Source organism: Curtobacterium sp. DN_7.5 (genome assembly GCF_022655355.1).
Classification (GTDB): Bacteria; Actinomycetota; Actinomycetes; order Actinomycetales; family Microbacteriaceae; genus Curtobacterium; species Curtobacterium luteum.
This window is the reverse complement of sequence record NZ_CP093378.1, coordinates 1,415,673-1,432,833: the sequence shown is the minus strand read 5'-3', so window position 1 is coordinate 1,432,833 and position 17,161 is coordinate 1,415,673. Positions and strand designations below refer to the sequence as shown.

The following is a 17,161-nucleotide window of genomic DNA, read 5'->3' as shown; positions in this document are numbered from 1 at the left end:
GATGGTCCGCTCGGCTGGCTTCCCTGTGCAGGGGTCATCCGCGCGGATGACGGTGCGCCGCCGGGCGTCAGTCCTTCGTGACGAGCCCGTGCTCGTGCGCGAACACCACGAGACGGACACGGTCACGGAGCTCGAGCTTCGTCAGCACCCGCGAGATGTGGGTCTTGACCGTCGCCTCGCTGACGAACTCGTGCGACGCGATCTCGCTGTTGCTCAGGCCCTTCGCCGCGAGGTCGAAGATCTCCCGCTCGCGGGGGGTGAGCTCGGCGAACGCCGACGGGACGGTCACCGAAGGCGCGGAGGTGTCCTCGTAGCGCCGGAGCAGCTCGCGGGTCGCCGACGCGGCGAACACGGCGGTCCCGGCGTGCACGGTCCGGATCGCCGCGAGCAGGAACTCGGGGTCGGCGTCCTTCAGCACGAAGCCGCTCGCGCCGGCGCGGATCGCCTTCGCGGCGGCCTCGTCGAAGTCGAAGGTGGTCAGCACGAGCACCTTCGCGCCGTCGGTGCCGGACTGCTCGACGATCGTCGCGGTCGCCGTGATGCCGTCCATCACGGGCATGCGCACGTCCATGAGCACCACGTCCGGCCGGGCACGACGGACGAGCTCGACCCCTTCGGCGCCGTCTCCGGCCTCGCCGACGAACTGCAGGTCGGACTGGGAGTCGATGAGCATCCGGATCCCGGTGCGGAACAGGGCCTGGTCGTCGACGAGCGCCACCCGGATGCGGGCCTCGGGGTTCGGGGTCGTGGTCATCGTGCGGTGTGCTCCTGGTGGGTCGAGGTGATGCGGTCACGGGGCATCTGCCCGCTCGCGGGGACGGCGGGCATGCGCACCGCGACGACGAAGGCGTCCCCGCGCGGCCCCGCGGTCATCGTCCCGCCGGTCATGGTCGCGCGCTCGCGCATGCCGACCAGGCCGTGTCCGGTGCCCGGCCCCGCACGGCCGTCGTCGGCCCGTTCGTTCACCACCTGGATCTCGACGGTGTCGGGCCGGTAGGTCAGGCGCGCGTGCACGGGGGTGCCGCGCTGGCCGTGCTTGTAGGCGTTCGTGAGGCTCTCCTGCACGATGCGGTACACGGCGAGCTGCGTCGTCGTCGGCAGGGCCGAGGGGTCGCCGTCGCGCTCGACGTCGACGTCGAGCCCGATGTCCCGCATCTCGGTGACGAGCTGCTCGATGTCGTCGATCTCCGGTGTCGGGGCCGTACCCTGCTCGTGGCGGAGCGCGCCGAGGAGCTCGCGGACGTCCCCGAGCGCCCGGCGGGCCGTGCCCGAGATCGTCGTGAGGGCCTGGTCGGCGATGTCGGGATCGGCCTTGAGCGCGTAGCGGGCACCGTCGGCCTGCGCGATGACGACGGCGAGGGAGTGCGCCACGATGTCGTGCATGTCCCGGGCGATGCGGACGCGCTCCTGCTCGACGGCGACGGCGCGGTCGGCCCGGGCCGCGTCACGTTCGGCGAGGAGCTGCGCCTCACGGCTCATGCGTGCGGCCGACCGGACGCGGCGCACGAGTCCGGCGAGCCACGGCAGGAGCAGGATCGCGAGGACCACGACGAAGTACGCCGCCGTCTGCACGGCTTCGCGCATCAACTGCGACGGGTACGTGGCGAAGGGCCCGTCGAGCGAGTACCGGCCGAAGTACTCCTGCAGCCCGAGGTACCCGGCCGCGACGACCGCGCCGAGGAACGCCGAGGCCAAGCCCCACCACCGCGTCCGGTTCGAGCCGTACGCGCTCGTCGTGTACATCACGCCGGCGATGAGGAAGTCGGCGGCCTCGAGTCCGAGGCCCATCACCATCTGCGCGATGGCGCCCGCCCAGGCGATCACCAGGGCGAGCCCCGGAGCCGTCCGCCGCAACGCCAACGCGCCGCCGAGCAGCACGACCACGACGAGCGACTGCAGGGCGTCGGACCGTGGTGCCTGCGCCAGCCCGATGAGCGCGGTCAGGAGCACAGCGACGATGACGTCGAAGAGGACCTGCGAGCGCAGCACGGGACGGAACACCACCCCACGGTACGGCCCTGCGACGCGGCGCGCGTCAGCCGATGGGCTGACGTTCCCGGCGTCCACGGCGGGTCGGTTCAGAAGCCGAGGCGACCGAGCTGCTTCGGGTCCCGCTGCCACTCCTTCGCGACCTTCACGCGGAGGTTGAGGTACACGTGTCGACCGCCCAGCAGCGACTCGATCTCCGTCCGCGCGCGCGAGCCGACGTCCTTCAGCCGCTCGCCGCCGCGGCCGATGACGATCGCCTTCTGGCTGTCCCGTTCGACGAAGAGGTTCGCGAAGATCCGCAGGGGGCCGTCGGGGTCGTCCTCCTCGTCCGGCTCGACGACGTCCTCGACGACGACGGCCAGCGAGTGCGGCAGTTCGTCGCGGACGCCTTCGAGCGCGGCCTCGCGGATCAGCTCGGCGATGCGGTCCTCGTCGGTCTCCTCGGTCACGGTAGCGTCGTCGTAGAGCTGCGGCGACTCGGGCAGCAGGGCGGTGATCTCGTCGAGCAGCGGTTCGAGCTGCAGCCCCTTCGTGCCGGAGGTCGGGATGATGACGTCCCACTCGCGGAGCTTCGAGACCGCGAGCAACTGCTCGCCGACCTTGTCCTTCGAGACGCGGTCGATCTTCGTGACGATCGCGACCTTCTTCGCACGCGGGTACTGGTCGAGCGAGTCGTTGATGAAGCGGTCGCCCGGTCCGATCGGCTCGTTCGCGGGGACGCAGAAGCCGATCACGTCGACGTCGCCCAGCGTGGACTGCACGAGGTCGTTCAGGCGTTCTCCGAGCAGGGTGCGCGGCCGGTGGACCCCCGGTGTGTCGACGATGATGACCTGCCCATTCGGTCGGTGCACGACCCCGCGGATGGCGCGACGGGTCGTCTGCGGCTTCGACGAGGTGATGGCGACCTTCTCGCCGACCAGGGCGTTCGTCAGCGTCGACTTGCCGACGTTCGGTCGGCCGACGAAGGAGACGAAGCCCGCGCGGTAGGGCTGACCGTCGGGCGTGGTGGTGTCGGTCATGCGGTGGGCTTCCCTGTGGTCGTGGGCGAGGAGTCGTCGAACGCGTGCTCGACGTCGTCGAGGGCCGTGGTGCGCTCGGCGAGGACCGAGACGAGGTGACGGCGCTTGCCCTCCACCCGGTCGGCGACGAGGACGATGCCGTCGACGGTGACGCGGTCGCCGCGCGTGGCGAGGTGGCCGAGCTCCTTCACGAGCAAGCCGCCGGCGGTGTCGACGTCGTCGTCCTCGAGCTCGATGCCGAACAGGTCGCCGAGTTCGTCGATCGGCATCCGGGCCGCGATGCGCCAGACGCCCGGTTCGACCTCGACCCGGTCGACCACCGCGCGGTCGTACTCGTCCGAGATGTCGCCGACGAGCTCCTCGATGAGGTCCTCCATCGTGACGAGTCCGGCCACGCCGCCGTACTCGTCGACGACGAGCAGCAGGTGGTTCTTGCCCGCCTGCATCGCGCGGAGCGTGTCGTCGGCGGCCTTCGACTCCGGCACGAACCCGGCGGGCCGCAGCAGACCGCTGACCGGTTCGGCGCCGGCGCCCGGGCGTTCGTAGAGGGCACGGGACACGTCGCGGAGGTACAGCACGCCGAGGACGTCGTCGCTGTCCTTGCCCGTGACCGGCATGCGGGACACCCCGGACGCGAGGAACTGCTCCATCGCGGCGCCGAGCGTGTCCGAGCCGTCGACGGTCGTCATGTCGGTGCGCGGCACCATGACCTCGCGCACCAGGGTGTCGCTGAACTCGAACACCGAGTGGATGAGTTCACGGTCGTCGGCTTCGAGCACGTTGCTCTCGGCGGCCTCGTCGACCAGGGACAGCAGCTGCTCCTCGCTGGACACGGTGGAGGCGCTCCGGCCACGCCCCGGTGTGACGCGGTCGCCGATCGCGACGAGCAGCCCGGCGAGCGGCCCGAGGACGATGCGGACCGCGCGGACGAGTCCGCCGGTCACGGCGATGAGCCGCTCGGCGTGCGCGCGACCGACGCTGCGCGGACTCGACCCGACCAGGACGAAGGAGACCGCCGTCATCACGGCCGCGGACACGACGAGCGCGACCCACCACGTGTCGAAGACCGTCACGAGCGCGATCGTCACGAGGACCGCTGCGGCGGTCTCGGCGAGGACCCGGACGAAGTTCAGCGCGTTGACGTGGGCGCCGACGTCGTCCGCGATCGCCTCGATCGCGCGGCGACGCTTGGCGCCCCGGGCGATCTCGTCGAGGTCGGCGCGGGACAACACGGACAGGGCGGCGTCCGAGGCGGCGAGCACACCGCCGGCGACGACGAGCACCAACGCCACCGCGAGCAGGACGGCGACGAGCAGCATCAGGTCACCGCCCTCGGTGCTGCACGGCGAACGCGGCGAGGATCTCGCCCTGGAGGCCGAACATCTCGGCCTTCTCCTCCGGCTCCGCGTGGTCGAACCCGAGGAGGTGCAGGATGCCGTGGCAGGTCAGCAGGAGCATCTCGTCGGTCGTCGAGTGCCCCGCGGTCTTCGCCTGTTCCTCGGCGACCTGCGGGCACAGCACGATGTCCCCGAGCAGCCCGGCCGGGGTCGGGTCGTCCTCCGTGCCGGGACGGAGCTCGTCCATCGGGAAGCTGAGGACGTCGGTCGGCCCCGGTTCGTCCATCCACCGGACGTGCAGCTGCTCCATCGCGCCCTCGTCGACGAGCACGATGGCGAGCTCCGCGTCGGCGTGGACGTGCAGCGCGTCGAGCGCGAAGGAGGCGAGGCGCTGGATCGCGGCCTCGTCGACCTCCACCCCGGACTCGTTGTTGAGCTCGATGCTCACCGGTTCCCTCCTCGGGGATCGTTCTGCGGGTACGGGGAGCGCTGGCGGTCCTGCGGCGGCCGGCCCCGGCGCTCGGCACGGTTCACGCCGGCCGGGTTGCCCTCGGGCGCGGTGCCCCGGCCACCGGGGCGGTGCCCGGCTTGCTCGGCCAGGCGTTCCTCGTCGTAGGCGGTGTACGCGTCGACGATGCGGCCGACGAGCGTGTGGCGGACCACGTCCTCGCTCCCGAGACGGGCGAAGTGGATGTCGTCGACGTGGTCGAGGATACGGGTCACCAGGCGCAGGCCGGACAGGTTGCCGGGCAGGTCGACCTGGGTGATGTCGCCCGTGACCACCATCTTCGACCCGAACCCGAGGCGGGTGAGGAACATCTTCATCTGCTCGGGCGTGGTGTTCTGCGCCTCGTCGAGGATGACGAACGAGTCGTTGAGCGTCCGACCGCGCATGTACGCCAGCGGGGCGACCTCGACCGTGCCGGCCGCCAACAGCTTCGGCACGAGCTCGGGGTCCATCATCTCGTTGAGGGCGTCGTACAGCGGCCGGAGGTAGGGGTCGATCTTGTCGGTCAGCGTGCCGGGGAGGAACCCGAGCCGCTCGCCGGCCTCGACCGCGGGACGCGTGAGGATGATCCGCGTGACCTCGCGCCGCTGCAGCGCCTGCACCGCCTTGGCCATCGCCAGGTAGGTCTTGCCGGTGCCCGCGGGGCCGATGCCGAACGTGATGGTGTGCTGGTCGATCGCGTCGACGTAGGTGCGCTGGCCGTCGGTCTTCGGTCGCACCGACTTGCCCCGGCTCTGCACGATGGGCGTGCCGAACGTGTCTGACGGCTTGCGGTCGTCGTCGAGGATCCGTGCGGAGGTCGGGATGTCGGCCGGGCCGATGTCCTGGCCGCGCTTGACCATGCCGACGAGTTCGTCGACGAGGGCGCGGGCCCTCGCGACGTCGCGCTCCGGCCCGCTGAGGCTGACCTCGTTGCCGCGGACGACGACGCGGACCCCGGGGTACTGGCGTTCGACGGTCTTCAGGAGTCGGTCCTGGGGGCCGAGCAGCTGCACCATGGCGATGCCGTCGACGGTGAGCTCGGACGTGGTGTCCTGCTCGAGTGGTTCGTTATCCGGCAAGGGTGCCTTCCTGCAGTTCGCCTGCGAGTACGTGCGCGTGCACGTGGAACACGGTCTGACCGGCTGCTTCGCCGGTGTTGAACACGAGACGGTACTGGCCGCCCGCACGCTCGTCGGCGATGCGCTGCGCGGTGGCGACCACGTGGGAGAGGAGGTCGGGGTCCCCGGCGGCGAGCTCGGTGACGTTCCGGTACTGCTCGGTCTTGGGGACGACGAGCACGTGGACGGGTGCCTTCGGCGCGATGTCCTCGAACGCGATGACGCGGTCGTCCTCGGCGACGACGGTCGCCGGGATCTCGCGCGCGATGATCTTCGAGAAGACGCTGGGCGTGCTGGTGCTCATGACCCCATCGTAGAACGCGCCGCCGACGGCGGGCCTACCAGCGTCCGAGCCGCGTCTGGAGGATCGCCAGCGCCGCCGGACCCGCGGTCGAGGTGCGGAGGACGGTGTCGCCGAGCCGGACGCGGACCGCTCCGGCGGCGACGAGCCGGTCGAACTCGCTGCCGTCGATGCCGCCCTCGGGTCCGACCACGAGGGTGATGTCGTCGACGTCGGCCGGGGCGTCCCAGGCGGAGAGGCGGACGTCCGCGACCGGGTCGAGCACGAGCACCACCCGCCCGGTGCCCACGGACGCCGCCAGCTGTGCCGTGGTGACCGGCTGCGCGACGACGGGGACCCGCGGGCGGACGGCCTGCTTGGAGGCCTCGTGCGCGATGGACGCCCAGCGCGCCCGGCCCTTCTCGACCTTCGCACCCTCCCACCGCGAGACACTGCGGGCAGCCGCCCACGGCACGATCCGGTCGACGCCGATCTCGGTCGACGCCTGCACGGCCATCTCGTCACGGCCGCCCTTCGCGAGCGCCTGCACGAGGGTCAGGGTCGGTGACGGCGCCGGGACCACCTCGAGCGTGGCCACCTCCAGCACGAGCGCATCCCGCTCGGTGGACACGACGGGTCCGGACACCACGGTGCCGTCGCCGTCCCCGATCCACAGCGTCTCCCCGAGGCGCACCCGCGCGACGGACACCGCGTGCCGGCCCTCCGCACCGTCGAGGGTCACGTGCCCGCCCACGGTGACGCCGTCGAGCGACCCGACGAGGTAGAGCGACGCCATCAGAAGTTGAAGAAGCGGTCGCGGAGCTTGCCGAACATGCCCTGTTGGAACCGGGCGAGCTGGGGCTTCGTGGCCTTGTGCGACTTCGCGAGCTGCTCGACCAGCTGGCGCTCCTTGTGCGACAGCTTCGTCGGCGTCACGACCTGCACACCGACGCGCAGGTCGCCACGTCCGTTGCCGCGCAGCTTCGTGACTCCACGGTCCTTCAGGACGAGCACGTCGGCACTCTGCACACCGGGACGGATCTCGAGCTCGACCGGACCGTCGAGGCCGTCGATCGTCGTGGTCGTGCCGAGGATCGCGTCCGTCATGCCGACCTCGAGCGTTGCGAGCAGGTCGTCGCCGTCGCGGCTGAACACGTCGTGGTGACGCACCCGGATCTCGAGGTAGAGGTCACCGGAGGGGCCGCCGGCCGGACCGACCTCACCCTGGCCGGGCATCTGGAGGCGGAGCCCGGAATCGACACCGGCGGGGACGTCCACCGGGATCGAGCGACGGGCGCGCACGCGACCCTGCCCCTGGCACGTCGGGCACGGGTTCGGGATGACCGTGCCGTAGCCGCGGCAGGTGCCGCACGGCGCGCTCGTCACGACGTTGCCGAGGAGCGAGCGGACCTGACGCTGGATGTGACCGGAACCGCCGCAGATGTCACACGTGCGCGGGCTCGTGCCCGGAGCGCAGCACGAGCCGTGGCAGGTCTCGCACAGCACGGCGGTGTCGACCTCGACCTCCTTGTGGGTGCCGAAGACGACCTCGTCGAGGTCGACGTCGATGCGGAGCAGGGCGTCCTGTCCCCGCTCGGCACGGCTGCGGGGACCGGATCCCCGGCCTCCGCCGCCTCCGCCGAAGAACGCGTCGAAGATGTCGCTGAAGCCCGCGGCCCCACCACCGCCGAACGGGCTGTCGGCCTGCGGTCCGGCGTCGTACCGACGGCGCTGTTCGGGGTCGCTCAGCACGTCGTACGCGTGCGTCACGTCCTTGAAGCGCTCGGCGGCGTCCGGGCTCGGGTTCACGTCCGGGTGCAGCTCGCGCGCCAGGCGCCGGTAGGCCTTCTTGATGTCGGCATCGGAGGCGTCCGGCTGGACGCCGAGGACGTCGTAGTGGTCTGCCACGTATCCCTCAGAGTGTTTCGGTTCGGTCGGTCTGGAGGCCCGGTGCGGGTCGTGCGCGGGGGTCGCGCCGATCGCGGTGCGGGCCGGTCAATGTTCGCCCAGGAGCTTGGACAGGTACCGTGCGACGGCGCGGACCGCGGCCATGTTCGTGCCGTAGTCCATCCGGGTCGGCCCGAGCACGCCGAGCCGTGCCACCTCGCCGCCGGCGAGGTAGCCACCCGCGACGATGCTCGTGGCGTCGAGCCCGTACTCGGCGTTCTCGGCGCCGATGCTCGCCGCCACCGCGATGTCGTCCACCTGCATCTCGCCGAACAACCGGAGCAGGGTGACTTGTTCCTCGATGGCTTCGAGCACGGGGAAGAGCCCGCCGGAGAAGTCCTGCTCGCTCTTCGCGAGGTTCGCCGCGCCCGCCATCAGCAGGCGGTCCTGCCGGTTCGCGGCCACCTGCTCGATGAGGGTCGCCACGACGATCCCGGCAAGGGGCTGGACGTCGGGCCGGAGCTGCTGCGGGACCGCGCGGAGCGCACCGGGGACGTCCTGCAGGAGGAGTCCGACGGTCGCGCCGTTGACGACGCTGCGGAGCTCGGTCAGGGCGGACTCGTCGAGGGTGACGTCGCTCTCGACCACCCGCTGCTCGACCCGGGCGGTGTCGGTGATGAGCACGACCATCAACCGCGTGTCGCCGAGCCGGACGAGTTCGACGTGCTGGACGCGGGCGCGCACCAGCGAGGGGTACTGCACGAGCGCCACCTGGTTCGTGAGCTGGCTGAGCAGCCGCACGGTGCGTCCGAGGACGTCGTCGAGGTCGCCCGAGGCGCCCAGGAAGGTCTCGATCGCGTGCCGCTGCGCGCTCGACAGCGGGCGGGCCGCGGCCAGGTGGTCGACGAAGACGCGGTAGCCCTTGTCGGTCGGGACGCGACCCGAGGACGTGTGCGGCGCGACGATGAGCTGCTCGTCCTCGAGCTGGGCCATGTCGTTGCGGATCGTGGCGGCGCTGACCCCGAACGCGTGGCGGTCGACGATCGACTTCGACCCGACCGGCTCCCGCGAGGCGACGTAGTCCCGCACGATGGCCTTGAGGACTTCGAGGCTGCGTTCGCTGACCACTCGATCCCCTTCCGTTCGCGTTGGCACTCTCGTGTGTCGACTGCTGATCCTACGCCCGACGGCCGACAGGGCGGGACGGACGTCCGGCTGGTCGGTACGCTTCCCGCATGAGCTACGGACAGCAGCCCGGGGGCCCTGACGGCCAGCAGCCCGGGAACCCCTACGGACAGCAGCCCGGCGGGCCGGACGGCCCCCAGTACCCGCCGAACTACCAGGTCCCCCAGCCGATGAGCCCCGAGGACCAGCGGCTCTGGGCGACCCTGACGCACGTCGGCGCCATCTTCTTCAGCCTGCTCGTGCCGATCATCGCGTACCTCGTGCTGCGTGACCGCGGGCAGTTCGTGCGCGAGCACACGCGCCAGGCGCTCAACTTCCACATCACCGCGGCGATCGCGGGGTTCGTCGCGGGGCTGCTCACGGTCATCCTGATCGGGCTCGTCCTGCTGCCGATCATCTACGTGCTCGTGGTCGTCTTCTCGGTCATGGCCGCCGTCGCCGCGAACCAGGGACGCTTCTACAAGTACCCGCTCACGATCGAGTTCGTGAAGCAGTAGCCGCGTCCGTGGAGCAGTAGGTCAGTCGAGCAGCTCGCGGACCACCGCGTCCGCGAGCAGCCGACCCTGCCTCGTCAACTCGACCCGACCCCGCACCGCGGCCGAGCCGTCCACGAGACCGCGTGCGATGAGCCCCGCGACCCGGCCACGGGCCTCCCGGCGGAGTTCCGACGTGGCGAGCTCGCCGCGGACCCGCGCGGCGAGGAGCACGCGCTCGACGTAGCGCGTCTCCTCGTCGAGGGTCTCCCGGCCGGCCGCGGGCGACGCCCCCGACAGCAACCGGTTCGCGTACGCGGCCGGGTGCTTCACGTTCCACCAGCGGGTCCCGGCGACGGCGGAGTGCGCGCCCGGGCCGACGCCCCACCAGTCGTGACCCTTCCAGTAGGACAGGTTGTGCCGGCTCGCGTGTGCCTCGCCGCGCGCCCAGTTCGACACCTCGTACCAGGAGTACCCGGCCGCACCGAGGACGTCGTCGGCCAGCTCGTACATGTCCGCCGCGAGGTCGTCGTCGGGTGCCGGCAGCTCCCCGCGCGCCACCATGCGACCCATCGCCGTGCCCTCCTCGACGATGAGCGAGTACGCCGAGACGTGGTCGGGCGCGCAGGCGATCGCCTGGTCGAGCGAGGTGCGCCAGTCCGCGAGTGACTCCCCCGGGGTCGAGTAGATGAGGTCGAGCGAGACGTCGAGGCCCTGCTGCTTCGCGAGGTCCACGACCAACGGCACCCGCTCGGGGTCGTGCGTCCGGTCGAGGGTCGCGAGCACGTGCGGGACCGCGGACTGCATGCCGTAGCTGACCCGGGTGAAGCCGCCGGCGCGGAGCGTCTCGAGCGAGACGGCGTCGACGGAGTCCGGGTTGGCCTCGGTCGTGGCCTCGGCGCCGGGCACGATCCCCCACGTCTCGTCGATCGCCCGGAGGATCATCACGAGGTCCTCGGCCGGGAGCATCGTCGGGGTCCCACCGCCGAAGAACACCGTCGACACCGGGCGCCGCGGCACGCCCGAGCGCTCGAGGACCTCCGCGGCGAACCGGATCTCCTGCACGGCGTGGCCGGCGTAGTCGTCACGCCGGACCCCGCGCAGCTCCGACGCCGTGTACGTGTTGAAGTCGCAGTAGCCGCAGCGGACGCGGCAGAAGGGCACGTGCACGTAGACGCCGAAGGGGACCTCGCCCGCGTCCGGACCGGGGATGAGCAGCCCGTCCGACGGTGCGGGGTCGGCGATCGGCAGGGCACTCGGCATGGACTCCATTCTCGGTCATGATGGAGGCATGGAGCACCACACCGTCCCCACCACGGTGCTGTGGGACATCGACGGCACCCTCGTGCTGAACGCCGTGTCGCCGGGCAACCTGTACCACCTGGCACTCGAACGGGCGGTCGGCCGTGACCTCGCGCTGCGCGTCGGCCACCAGCACGGCCGGACCGACGCCGGCCTCATCGCCGAACACGTCCGCGCGCACGACTTCGACGACGCGCTCATCCCCACCGTCTCCGGGCACCTGCGCGACCTCACCGACGAGCGGTTCCGCGCCGGCGACCACCGGAAGCCGGCCCCTGGCGCCCGGGACCTCGTCCGGCGTTTCGCGGTCCTCGGCTGGCGCAACGGCCTGCTCACCGGCAACTCCGAGCACCGTGCGCGGGTGAAGCTCCGTGGTGCCGGGTTCGACCTCGATGCGTTCGACTGGGCGCACTCGTTCTTCGGCGACGAGGAGGTCGACCGGGCCGGGGTCACCGGTCGTGCGGCGGCGGCGCTGCGGGGCGAGCGGGCCGTCATCGTCGGCGACACCCCGCGGGACGGCGAGGCTGCGGACGCCGCGGGGATCCCGTTCCTCGCGGTCGCGACCGGGGTCTACGACGTGGAGGCGCTCCGGGCGACGAGCGCGGTCGCCGTGGCTCGGGACTGCGTGGAGGACGTGCGGGTCATCGAGGACGCGATCGCGGGTCTCGCGCCCCTGGGCTGAGCCGGGTCGGACCCGTCGGTCACCGCGAGCGCCGCCGGCGGGCGCGCTCCACGCGTCAGTCGCCGCGGAGCGCCGCCAGGTACTTCTCCGCCATCACGCGCTGCTGCCGCCGGAGCAACGGCGCCACGAGGCGCCACTTCCGGCTCGCCGGCTGCGAGAACTGCCGCAGCTGGAGCCACACCGACCCGTCCGACGTGCGCTCGACGACGAACGACTCCTCGCCCGAGAGCGGGTGCCCCTCGAGCGTGCCGTACGCGAAACCCTTGCGGTCCGGCTCGTCGATGATCGACACGACCCGGACCGGCGCGTGCACGGTCTGCCCGAACGCGTGCATCGTCAGCGTCGCGGTCGTCCCCGCCGTGAGGAGCGGCGTGCCGTCCGGCGCGAACCGCTCCACCTTCGGGGTCCCGATGGACGCGGGCGCGACCGGCACACCGTGCTCGTCGAACGTCACCGGGTTGTAGCGGACCTCGTCGTCGTCCGGCTGGTCGTCGACGTGCACGCGGATCCCGCTGCGCTCCTGGATCTGCCAGGACAGCGCCTGGGTCACCGCCGTCTCGAAGCGTGCGTCGCCGTGCCCGATCCGGGCGCGGGACTCGGTGGGCGCGAAGCCCTCCGGCGGGTAGGTCATGAGGTCCGACGCCTGGGTCGCGCCGACCGCGCCGTACGTCAGAGCGGTCCGGTAGCTGCCGCGGGAACTCATGCCGACCAGCCTACTTGGCGGTGCGCACCGTCACGACCCAGCTGCCACCGGAACGCATGCCGACGAGCCTCCTTGGCGGTGCGCACCGTCACGACCCAGCTGCCACCGGAACGCATGCCGACGAGCCTCCTTGGCGGTGCGCACCGTCACGACCCAGCTGCCACCGGAACGCATGCCGACGAGCCCCCTTGCGCGAGCGCAGACCGGCTGCACGCGCGCAGAGCGGCTGGGCTGGTGTGCCGCGTCGCCCAGCCCCGGACTGGAGGCTCGGATCGCCTCCGCCACACCGCTATCGTCGGTCCGTGCCCGCCTCGACGATCGTCCCTCGCCCACTGACGGGACGCACCCCTCGGGTGCTCGCCGCACTCACGGCGACCGCCTTCGCACTCGCCGTGGGCGCACGCATCGCCGTCGACCTGGTCGAAGCCCGCGCGTCAGGACCCGTGCAGTACACCAGCGTGCCGCCGGTCGACTGGTACCCCGTCGTCAGCACCACGCTCGCGCAGGTCGCCGTCGCGAGCATCGGTGCCGGTGTCCTGCTCTTCGGGGCGCTCCTCGTCGCTCTCGTCCGGCGGTCCCGGCGTCCCCGGCTCCCCTGGGTCATCGGCGCCTCGGCGCTCACCCTCGCGATCACCGCCACGGCCTGCTCGATCGAGGCGAGCACGCAGACGTCCTTCATCGGGATGACGGAGTGGACCACCTGGCGGACGGCGCTGGCGGGACTGGCTGCAGCGTGCCTCCCGGCCCTGTGCCTGGCGGCGGTGCGGACGCGCGCCACGCGCGCCCGCTGAACCGCTACTTCTTCTTCTCTTCCACGTCGCCCGAGAGCGCGGCGATGAAGGCTTCCTGCGGGACCTCGACCCGGCCGACCATCTTCATGCGCTTCTTGCCCTCCTTCTGCTTCTCGAGGAGCTTGCGCTTGCGGGTGATGTCACCGCCGTAGCACTTCGCGAGGACGTCCTTGCGCATGGCACGGATGCTCTCGCGGGCGATGATGCGAGCACCGATGGCGGCCTGGATCGGGACCTCGAACTGCTGGCGCGGGATGAGCTTCCGGAGCCGTTCGGTCATGAGGGTGCCGTACGCGTACGCCTTGTCGCGGTGCACGATCGCGCTGAACGCGTCGACCTGCTCGCCCTGGAGGAGGATGTCGACCTTGACGAGGTCGGCCGCCTGGTCGCCCGTCGGCTCGTAGTCGAGGGATGCGTAGCCCTGCGTCTTGCTCTTCAGCTGGTCGAAGAAGTCGAAGACGATCTCGCCGAGGGGCATCTCGTACCGGATCTCGACGCGGTCCTCACCGAGGTACTCCATGCCGAGCAGCGAGCCTCGGCGCGACTGGCAGAGCTCCATGATCGCGCCGACGTAGTCCTTCGGCGCGAGGATGGCTGCGCGGACCATCGGCTCGCGGACCTCGACGATGCGACCGCCGGGGAACTCGGACGGGTTCGTGACCTCGGTCACCGAGTTGTCCTCGTCCGTGACCTCGTAGATCACGCTCGGGGCGGTGGTGATGAGGTCGAGCCCGAACTCGCGGCTCAGACGCTCGGTGATGATCTCGAGGTGGAGCAGCCCGAGGAACCCGCAGCGGAAGCCGAACCCGAGCGCCACGGAGGTCTCGGGCTCGTACACGAGCGCGGCGTCGGACAGCTTGAGCTTGTCGAGCGCTTCGCGGAGGTCCGGGTAGTCGGAACCGTCGATCGGGTACAGACCCGAGAAGACCATCGGCTTCGGGTCGGTGTAGCCGGCCAGCGGGTCGGTCGCCGGCTTCTGCGCGCTCGTGACCGTGTCGCCGACCTTGGACTGGCGGACGTCCTTCACACCGGTGATGAGGTAGCCGACCTCGCCGACGCTCAGGCCCTTCGTCGGCTTCGGCTCCGGCGACGACACCCCGATCTCGAGGATCTCGTGCGTCGTCTTCGTCGACATCATCTGGACCTTCTCGCGTGGCGAGATGGTGCCGTCCACCATGCGGACGTAGGTGACGACCCCGCGGTAGCTGTCGTAGACCGAGTCGAAGATCATCGCGCGGGGCGGGGCGTCCACCGTGCCGACGGGCGGCGGCACGGTGCCGACGACGCGGTCGAGGAGCTCCGGCACGCCCACGCCGGTCTTGCCGGAGACGCGGAGGACGTCGTCCGGCGACCCGCCGATGAGCTGCGCGAGCTCGGCTGCGTACTTGTCCGGCTCGGCCGCGGGCAGGTCGATCTTGTTGAGGACCGGGATGATCTCGAGGTCGTTCTCGAGCGCGAGGTAGAGGTTCGCGAGCGTCTGCGCCTCGATGCCCTGGGCGGCGTCGACCAGGAGGATCGCGCCCTCGCACGCGGCGAGCGAACGGGAGACCTCGTACGAGAAGTCGACGTGCCCCGGCGTGTCGATCATGTTCAGGGCGAAGGTCTTGCCGTCGAGCTCCCACGGCATGCGGACGGCCTGCGACTTGATCGTGATGCCGCGCTCGCGCTCGATGTCCATGCGGTCGAGGTACTGCGCGCGCATCGCCCGCTCCTCGACGATGCCGGTGATCTGCAGCATGCGGTCGGCCAGGGTCGACTTGCCGTGGTCGATGTGCGCGATGATGCAGAAGTTGCGGATCGCCTCGGCCGGGGTCGCGGCGGGCTCGAGCGGCGCGGATGCTTGTGGGCTCACGGTTCCTCAGGGGTCGGGACGGTCGAACGATTGTCCCACGTCCGCGCGCCGACGGCGCGCAGCCGCGGGCCGTCCTGTGGAGGCCGGTCGCCGCCCTGGACGCTGTGCAGGACTGACTGGAGGCGCGGGGCGGGCCCGCACCGCGCCTCGCCCCACCGGCACGGCCGACCCGCCGGTGGCGCGCCGGGTCGGAACCGGCGGCGTGGGCCCTGCCCGTCAGACGGTCGCCGTGGCGGGCGCGGGCAGCGCTCCCAGGCCGCGGCGGAGGTCCTCCGCGGTCGCGGCGAGCGAGACGCGGATCCAGCCCTCGCCGGTGCGGCCGAACGCGCTGCCGGGTGCGACCGCGACGTGCTCCTGCTGCAGGAGGGCGAGCGCCCACTCGGCGACGTCGCCGCCCGACGCGTGCGAGACGTCGACCCAGAGGTAGAACGCGCCGCGCGGGTCGAGGTAGCGGATGCCCGCGGCGTCGAGCACCGCCTTCGCGACCTCGAGGTTCGCGCGGTAGTGCTCGCGCGCGTCCCGGACGGCCGAGTGGTCCCCGACGATCGCCGCGAGGGCTGCGTACTGGTCGGGCTCGGCGACGCAGCTGATCATCGCCTCCTGCGTGGTCCGCATCGTCGGCCCGAGGCCCTTCGGTGTCACGAGGTAGCCCACCCGCACCCCGGTCATCGCGTAGGTCTTGCTGAGCGAGAAGGCCGAGAACACGCGGTCGTCCTCGTCGAGGGCGGCGATGCTGACGTGCCGGGTCCCGTGGGTGAAGTACTCGTAGACCTCGTCGCTGACGACCCACAGGTCGTGCCGCTTCGCCAGTGCGAGGAGGTCGCGGAGGGTCTCCTCGCCGAACACGCAACCGAGCGGGTTCGACGGGGAGTTCACGATGATCGCCCGCGTCCGCTCGGTGATGCTCGCCTCGAGCGCGGCCAGGTCGGGCTCGAACCCGTGCTGCGGCGTCAGCTGGTACGGCACCGGCGTCGCGCCGAGGATGTGCGCGTTCATCGTGAAGGTCGTGTAGCCGGGGTCGGGCACGAGCACCTCGTCGCCCGGGCTCAGCACGAGCGTCATCGCCTGGAACAGCGCCTGTGTCGCGCCGATCGTCATCCAGACCTGCTCGAGGTCGACCTCGACCCGGTTCTCGCGCCGGAGCTTGTCGACGATGGCCTGCCGGAGCGGGGTGATCCCACCGTTCGGCGTGTAGTCCGTCCGGTCCTCCGACCAGGCGCGGCGCGCGGCCTCGCCGATGTGCGGCGCTACCGGCACGTCGGGCTCGCCGATCACGAGCATCGTGACGTCCGTGCCGGTCGCTCGGAGCAGGGCGGCCTGCTCGAAGACCCTCCGGATGCCGGAAGCGGGGACGGTGTCGATGCGTGGTGCGAGGGACGGCATGACCGCCACGGTAGCGACCGTGTGTTGCCGGGCGGTTTCGGCCGGATGCGGTGCGGTGTGGCTCCGGCTGCTCCGGCGTTCTCGATGCCGTGTTGCTCCGGTCTGGGGCTCCGGTCCGCGGCCTGTCGGGCTTTGGTCGGCGGCCCTGCGCCTGGTAGTGTTGGTGGCTGGCTTCCGCGTTCCCCGCCCACGGGTGGAACGCGATGCGACCAAGGGCCCCTCTACCCAGCGGTCGCGACCACCCGTAGAGACGAACAGGAGCAACACGCATGGCGAACATCAAGTCGCAGATCAAGCGCATCAAGACCAACCTCAAGGCCACCGAGCGGAACAAGGCGTACCGCTCGGAGCTCAAGACCCACATCCGCCACACGAACGAGGCGATCGCTTCGGGCGACAAGGACAAGGCCGTGGCGGCCCTGGCCCTCGCGTCGAAGAAGCTCGACAAGGCCGTGAGCAAGGGTGTCATCCACAAGAACCAGGCCGCGAACCGCAAGTCGGCGATCGCGAAGAAGGTCTCGGCTCTCTGAGTCCGGCTCCTCGAAGGCCCCGTACCGTTCCGGTGCGGGGCCTTCGTCGTGTGCGGGGTGGTGCGGGCGGGGTGCGGTCGTGCGGCGGTGCGGACGTGCGGCGGTGCGGACGTGCGGCGGTGCGGTCGTGGGGCGAGTGC

18 protein-coding genes are annotated in these 17,161 nt (G+C 71.4%); 4 read left to right on the top strand and 14 right to left on the bottom strand.

The window, feature by feature from the left end; genetic code table 11:
* Positions 1-67: 67 nt before the first annotated feature.
* The 10 genes from MON03_RS06640 to hrcA form a co-directional block, all read right to left on the bottom strand.
* Complete coding sequence (locus tag MON03_RS06640; protein WP_022904308.1) at positions 68-754, bottom strand: response regulator; 687 nt, start codon at positions 752-754, stop codon at positions 68-70.
* Positions 751-2,001, bottom strand: a complete 1,251-nt coding sequence (locus MON03_RS06635) for a sensor histidine kinase (protein WP_242091192.1) — start codon at positions 1,999-2,001, stop codon at positions 751-753. Before MON03_RS06635 ends, MON03_RS06640 begins: the two co-directional genes overlap by 4 nt.
* Before the next feature lie 77 nt (positions 2,002-2,078).
* Positions 2,079-3,008, bottom strand: coding sequence for a GTPase Era (gene era / locus MON03_RS06630; RefSeq protein ID WP_242091190.1), 930 nt, complete (start codon positions 3,006-3,008; stop codon positions 2,079-2,081).
* Positions 3,005-4,327, bottom strand: coding sequence for a hemolysin family protein (locus MON03_RS06625; RefSeq protein WP_022904305.1), 1,323 nt, complete (start codon positions 4,325-4,327; stop codon positions 3,005-3,007). Before MON03_RS06625 ends, era begins: the two co-directional genes overlap by 4 nt.
* A 4-nt stretch (positions 4,328-4,331) precedes the next feature.
* The gene (ybeY, locus tag MON03_RS06620; RefSeq protein WP_242091188.1) at positions 4,332-4,793 is read right to left on the bottom strand and encodes an rRNA maturation RNase YbeY; all 462 of its coding nucleotides are present in this window, start codon (positions 4,791-4,793) and stop codon (positions 4,332-4,334) included.
* Complete coding sequence (locus tag MON03_RS06615; protein ID WP_502798690.1) at positions 4,790-5,914, bottom strand: PhoH family protein; 1,125 nt, start codon at positions 5,912-5,914, stop codon at positions 4,790-4,792. Before MON03_RS06615 ends, ybeY begins: the two co-directional genes overlap by 4 nt.
* Entirely contained in the window at positions 5,904-6,257 is a 354-nt protein-coding gene (locus MON03_RS06610) for a histidine triad nucleotide-binding protein (RefSeq protein WP_242091187.1), read from the bottom strand. The genes MON03_RS06615 and MON03_RS06610 overlap by 11 nt, the downstream gene beginning before the upstream one ends.
* A 34-nt stretch (positions 6,258-6,291) precedes the next feature.
* Positions 6,292-7,029 carry a 16S rRNA (uracil(1498)-N(3))-methyltransferase gene (locus MON03_RS06605; RefSeq protein ID WP_242091184.1) on the bottom strand — a complete coding sequence of 246 codons (738 nt, stop codon included), beginning with the start codon at positions 7,027-7,029 and terminating at the stop codon, positions 6,292-6,294.
* Positions 7,029-8,141 carry a molecular chaperone DnaJ gene (gene dnaJ, locus MON03_RS06600; protein ID WP_242091182.1) on the bottom strand — a complete coding sequence of 371 codons (1,113 nt, stop codon included), beginning with the start codon at positions 8,139-8,141 and terminating at the stop codon, positions 7,029-7,031. The genes MON03_RS06605 and dnaJ overlap by 1 nt, the downstream gene beginning before the upstream one ends.
* A gap of 87 nt (positions 8,142-8,228) precedes the next feature.
* Positions 8,229-9,248, bottom strand: coding sequence for a heat-inducible transcriptional repressor HrcA (gene hrcA / locus MON03_RS06595; RefSeq protein WP_242091180.1), 1,020 nt, complete (start codon positions 9,246-9,248; stop codon positions 8,229-8,231).
* 107 nt (positions 9,249-9,355) lie between these two features.
* Between hrcA and MON03_RS06590 the strand changes: the two genes are divergently transcribed.
* Positions 9,356-9,802, top strand: coding sequence for a DUF4870 domain-containing protein (locus MON03_RS06590; protein WP_022904299.1), 447 nt, complete (start codon positions 9,356-9,358; stop codon positions 9,800-9,802).
* Between the two features lie 21 nt (positions 9,803-9,823).
* Here MON03_RS06590 and hemW read toward each other — a convergent pair whose 3' ends face one another.
* Positions 9,824-11,041 carry a radical SAM family heme chaperone HemW gene (gene hemW, locus MON03_RS06585; protein ID WP_242091178.1) on the bottom strand — a complete coding sequence of 406 codons (1,218 nt, stop codon included), beginning with the start codon at positions 11,039-11,041 and terminating at the stop codon, positions 9,824-9,826.
* A 28-nt stretch (positions 11,042-11,069) separates the two neighbouring features.
* On the opposite strand from hemW, the gene MON03_RS06580 reads away from it, so the two are divergent.
* A complete protein-coding gene (locus MON03_RS06580) occupies positions 11,070-11,762 on the top strand; it encodes an HAD family hydrolase (protein WP_242091176.1) in 693 nt (230 codons plus the stop codon).
* 55 nt (positions 11,763-11,817) lie between these two features.
* Here MON03_RS06580 and MON03_RS06575 read toward each other — a convergent pair whose 3' ends face one another.
* On the bottom strand, positions 11,818-12,465 hold the full coding sequence (locus tag MON03_RS06575; RefSeq protein ID WP_242091175.1) for a DUF1990 domain-containing protein: 648 nt from the start codon (positions 12,463-12,465) through the stop codon (positions 11,818-11,820).
* Between the two features lie 302 nt (positions 12,466-12,767).
* Here MON03_RS06575 and MON03_RS06570 point away from each other — a divergent pair, with 302 nt between their 5' ends.
* Positions 12,768-13,256, top strand: a complete 489-nt coding sequence (locus MON03_RS06570; RefSeq protein WP_242091173.1) for a hypothetical protein — start codon at positions 12,768-12,770, stop codon at positions 13,254-13,256.
* A gap of 4 nt (positions 13,257-13,260) precedes the next feature.
* Here MON03_RS06570 and lepA read toward each other — a convergent pair whose 3' ends face one another.
* A complete protein-coding gene (lepA, locus tag MON03_RS06565; RefSeq protein ID WP_242091171.1) occupies positions 13,261-15,108 on the bottom strand; it encodes a translation elongation factor 4 in 1,848 nt (615 codons plus the stop codon).
* A gap of 216 nt (positions 15,109-15,324) precedes the next feature.
* Positions 15,325-16,491: a pyridoxal phosphate-dependent aminotransferase gene (locus MON03_RS06560; protein WP_242091169.1), complete on the bottom strand. Its 1,167-nt coding sequence runs from the start codon at positions 16,489-16,491 to the stop codon at positions 15,325-15,327.
* Positions 16,492-16,760: 269 nt separating this feature from the next.
* On the opposite strand from MON03_RS06560, the gene rpsT reads away from it, so the two are divergent.
* Positions 16,761-17,021: a 30S ribosomal protein S20 gene (gene rpsT, locus MON03_RS06555; RefSeq protein ID WP_022904294.1), complete on the top strand. Its 261-nt coding sequence runs from the start codon at positions 16,761-16,763 to the stop codon at positions 17,019-17,021.
* Positions 17,022-17,161 lie beyond the last annotated feature (140 nt).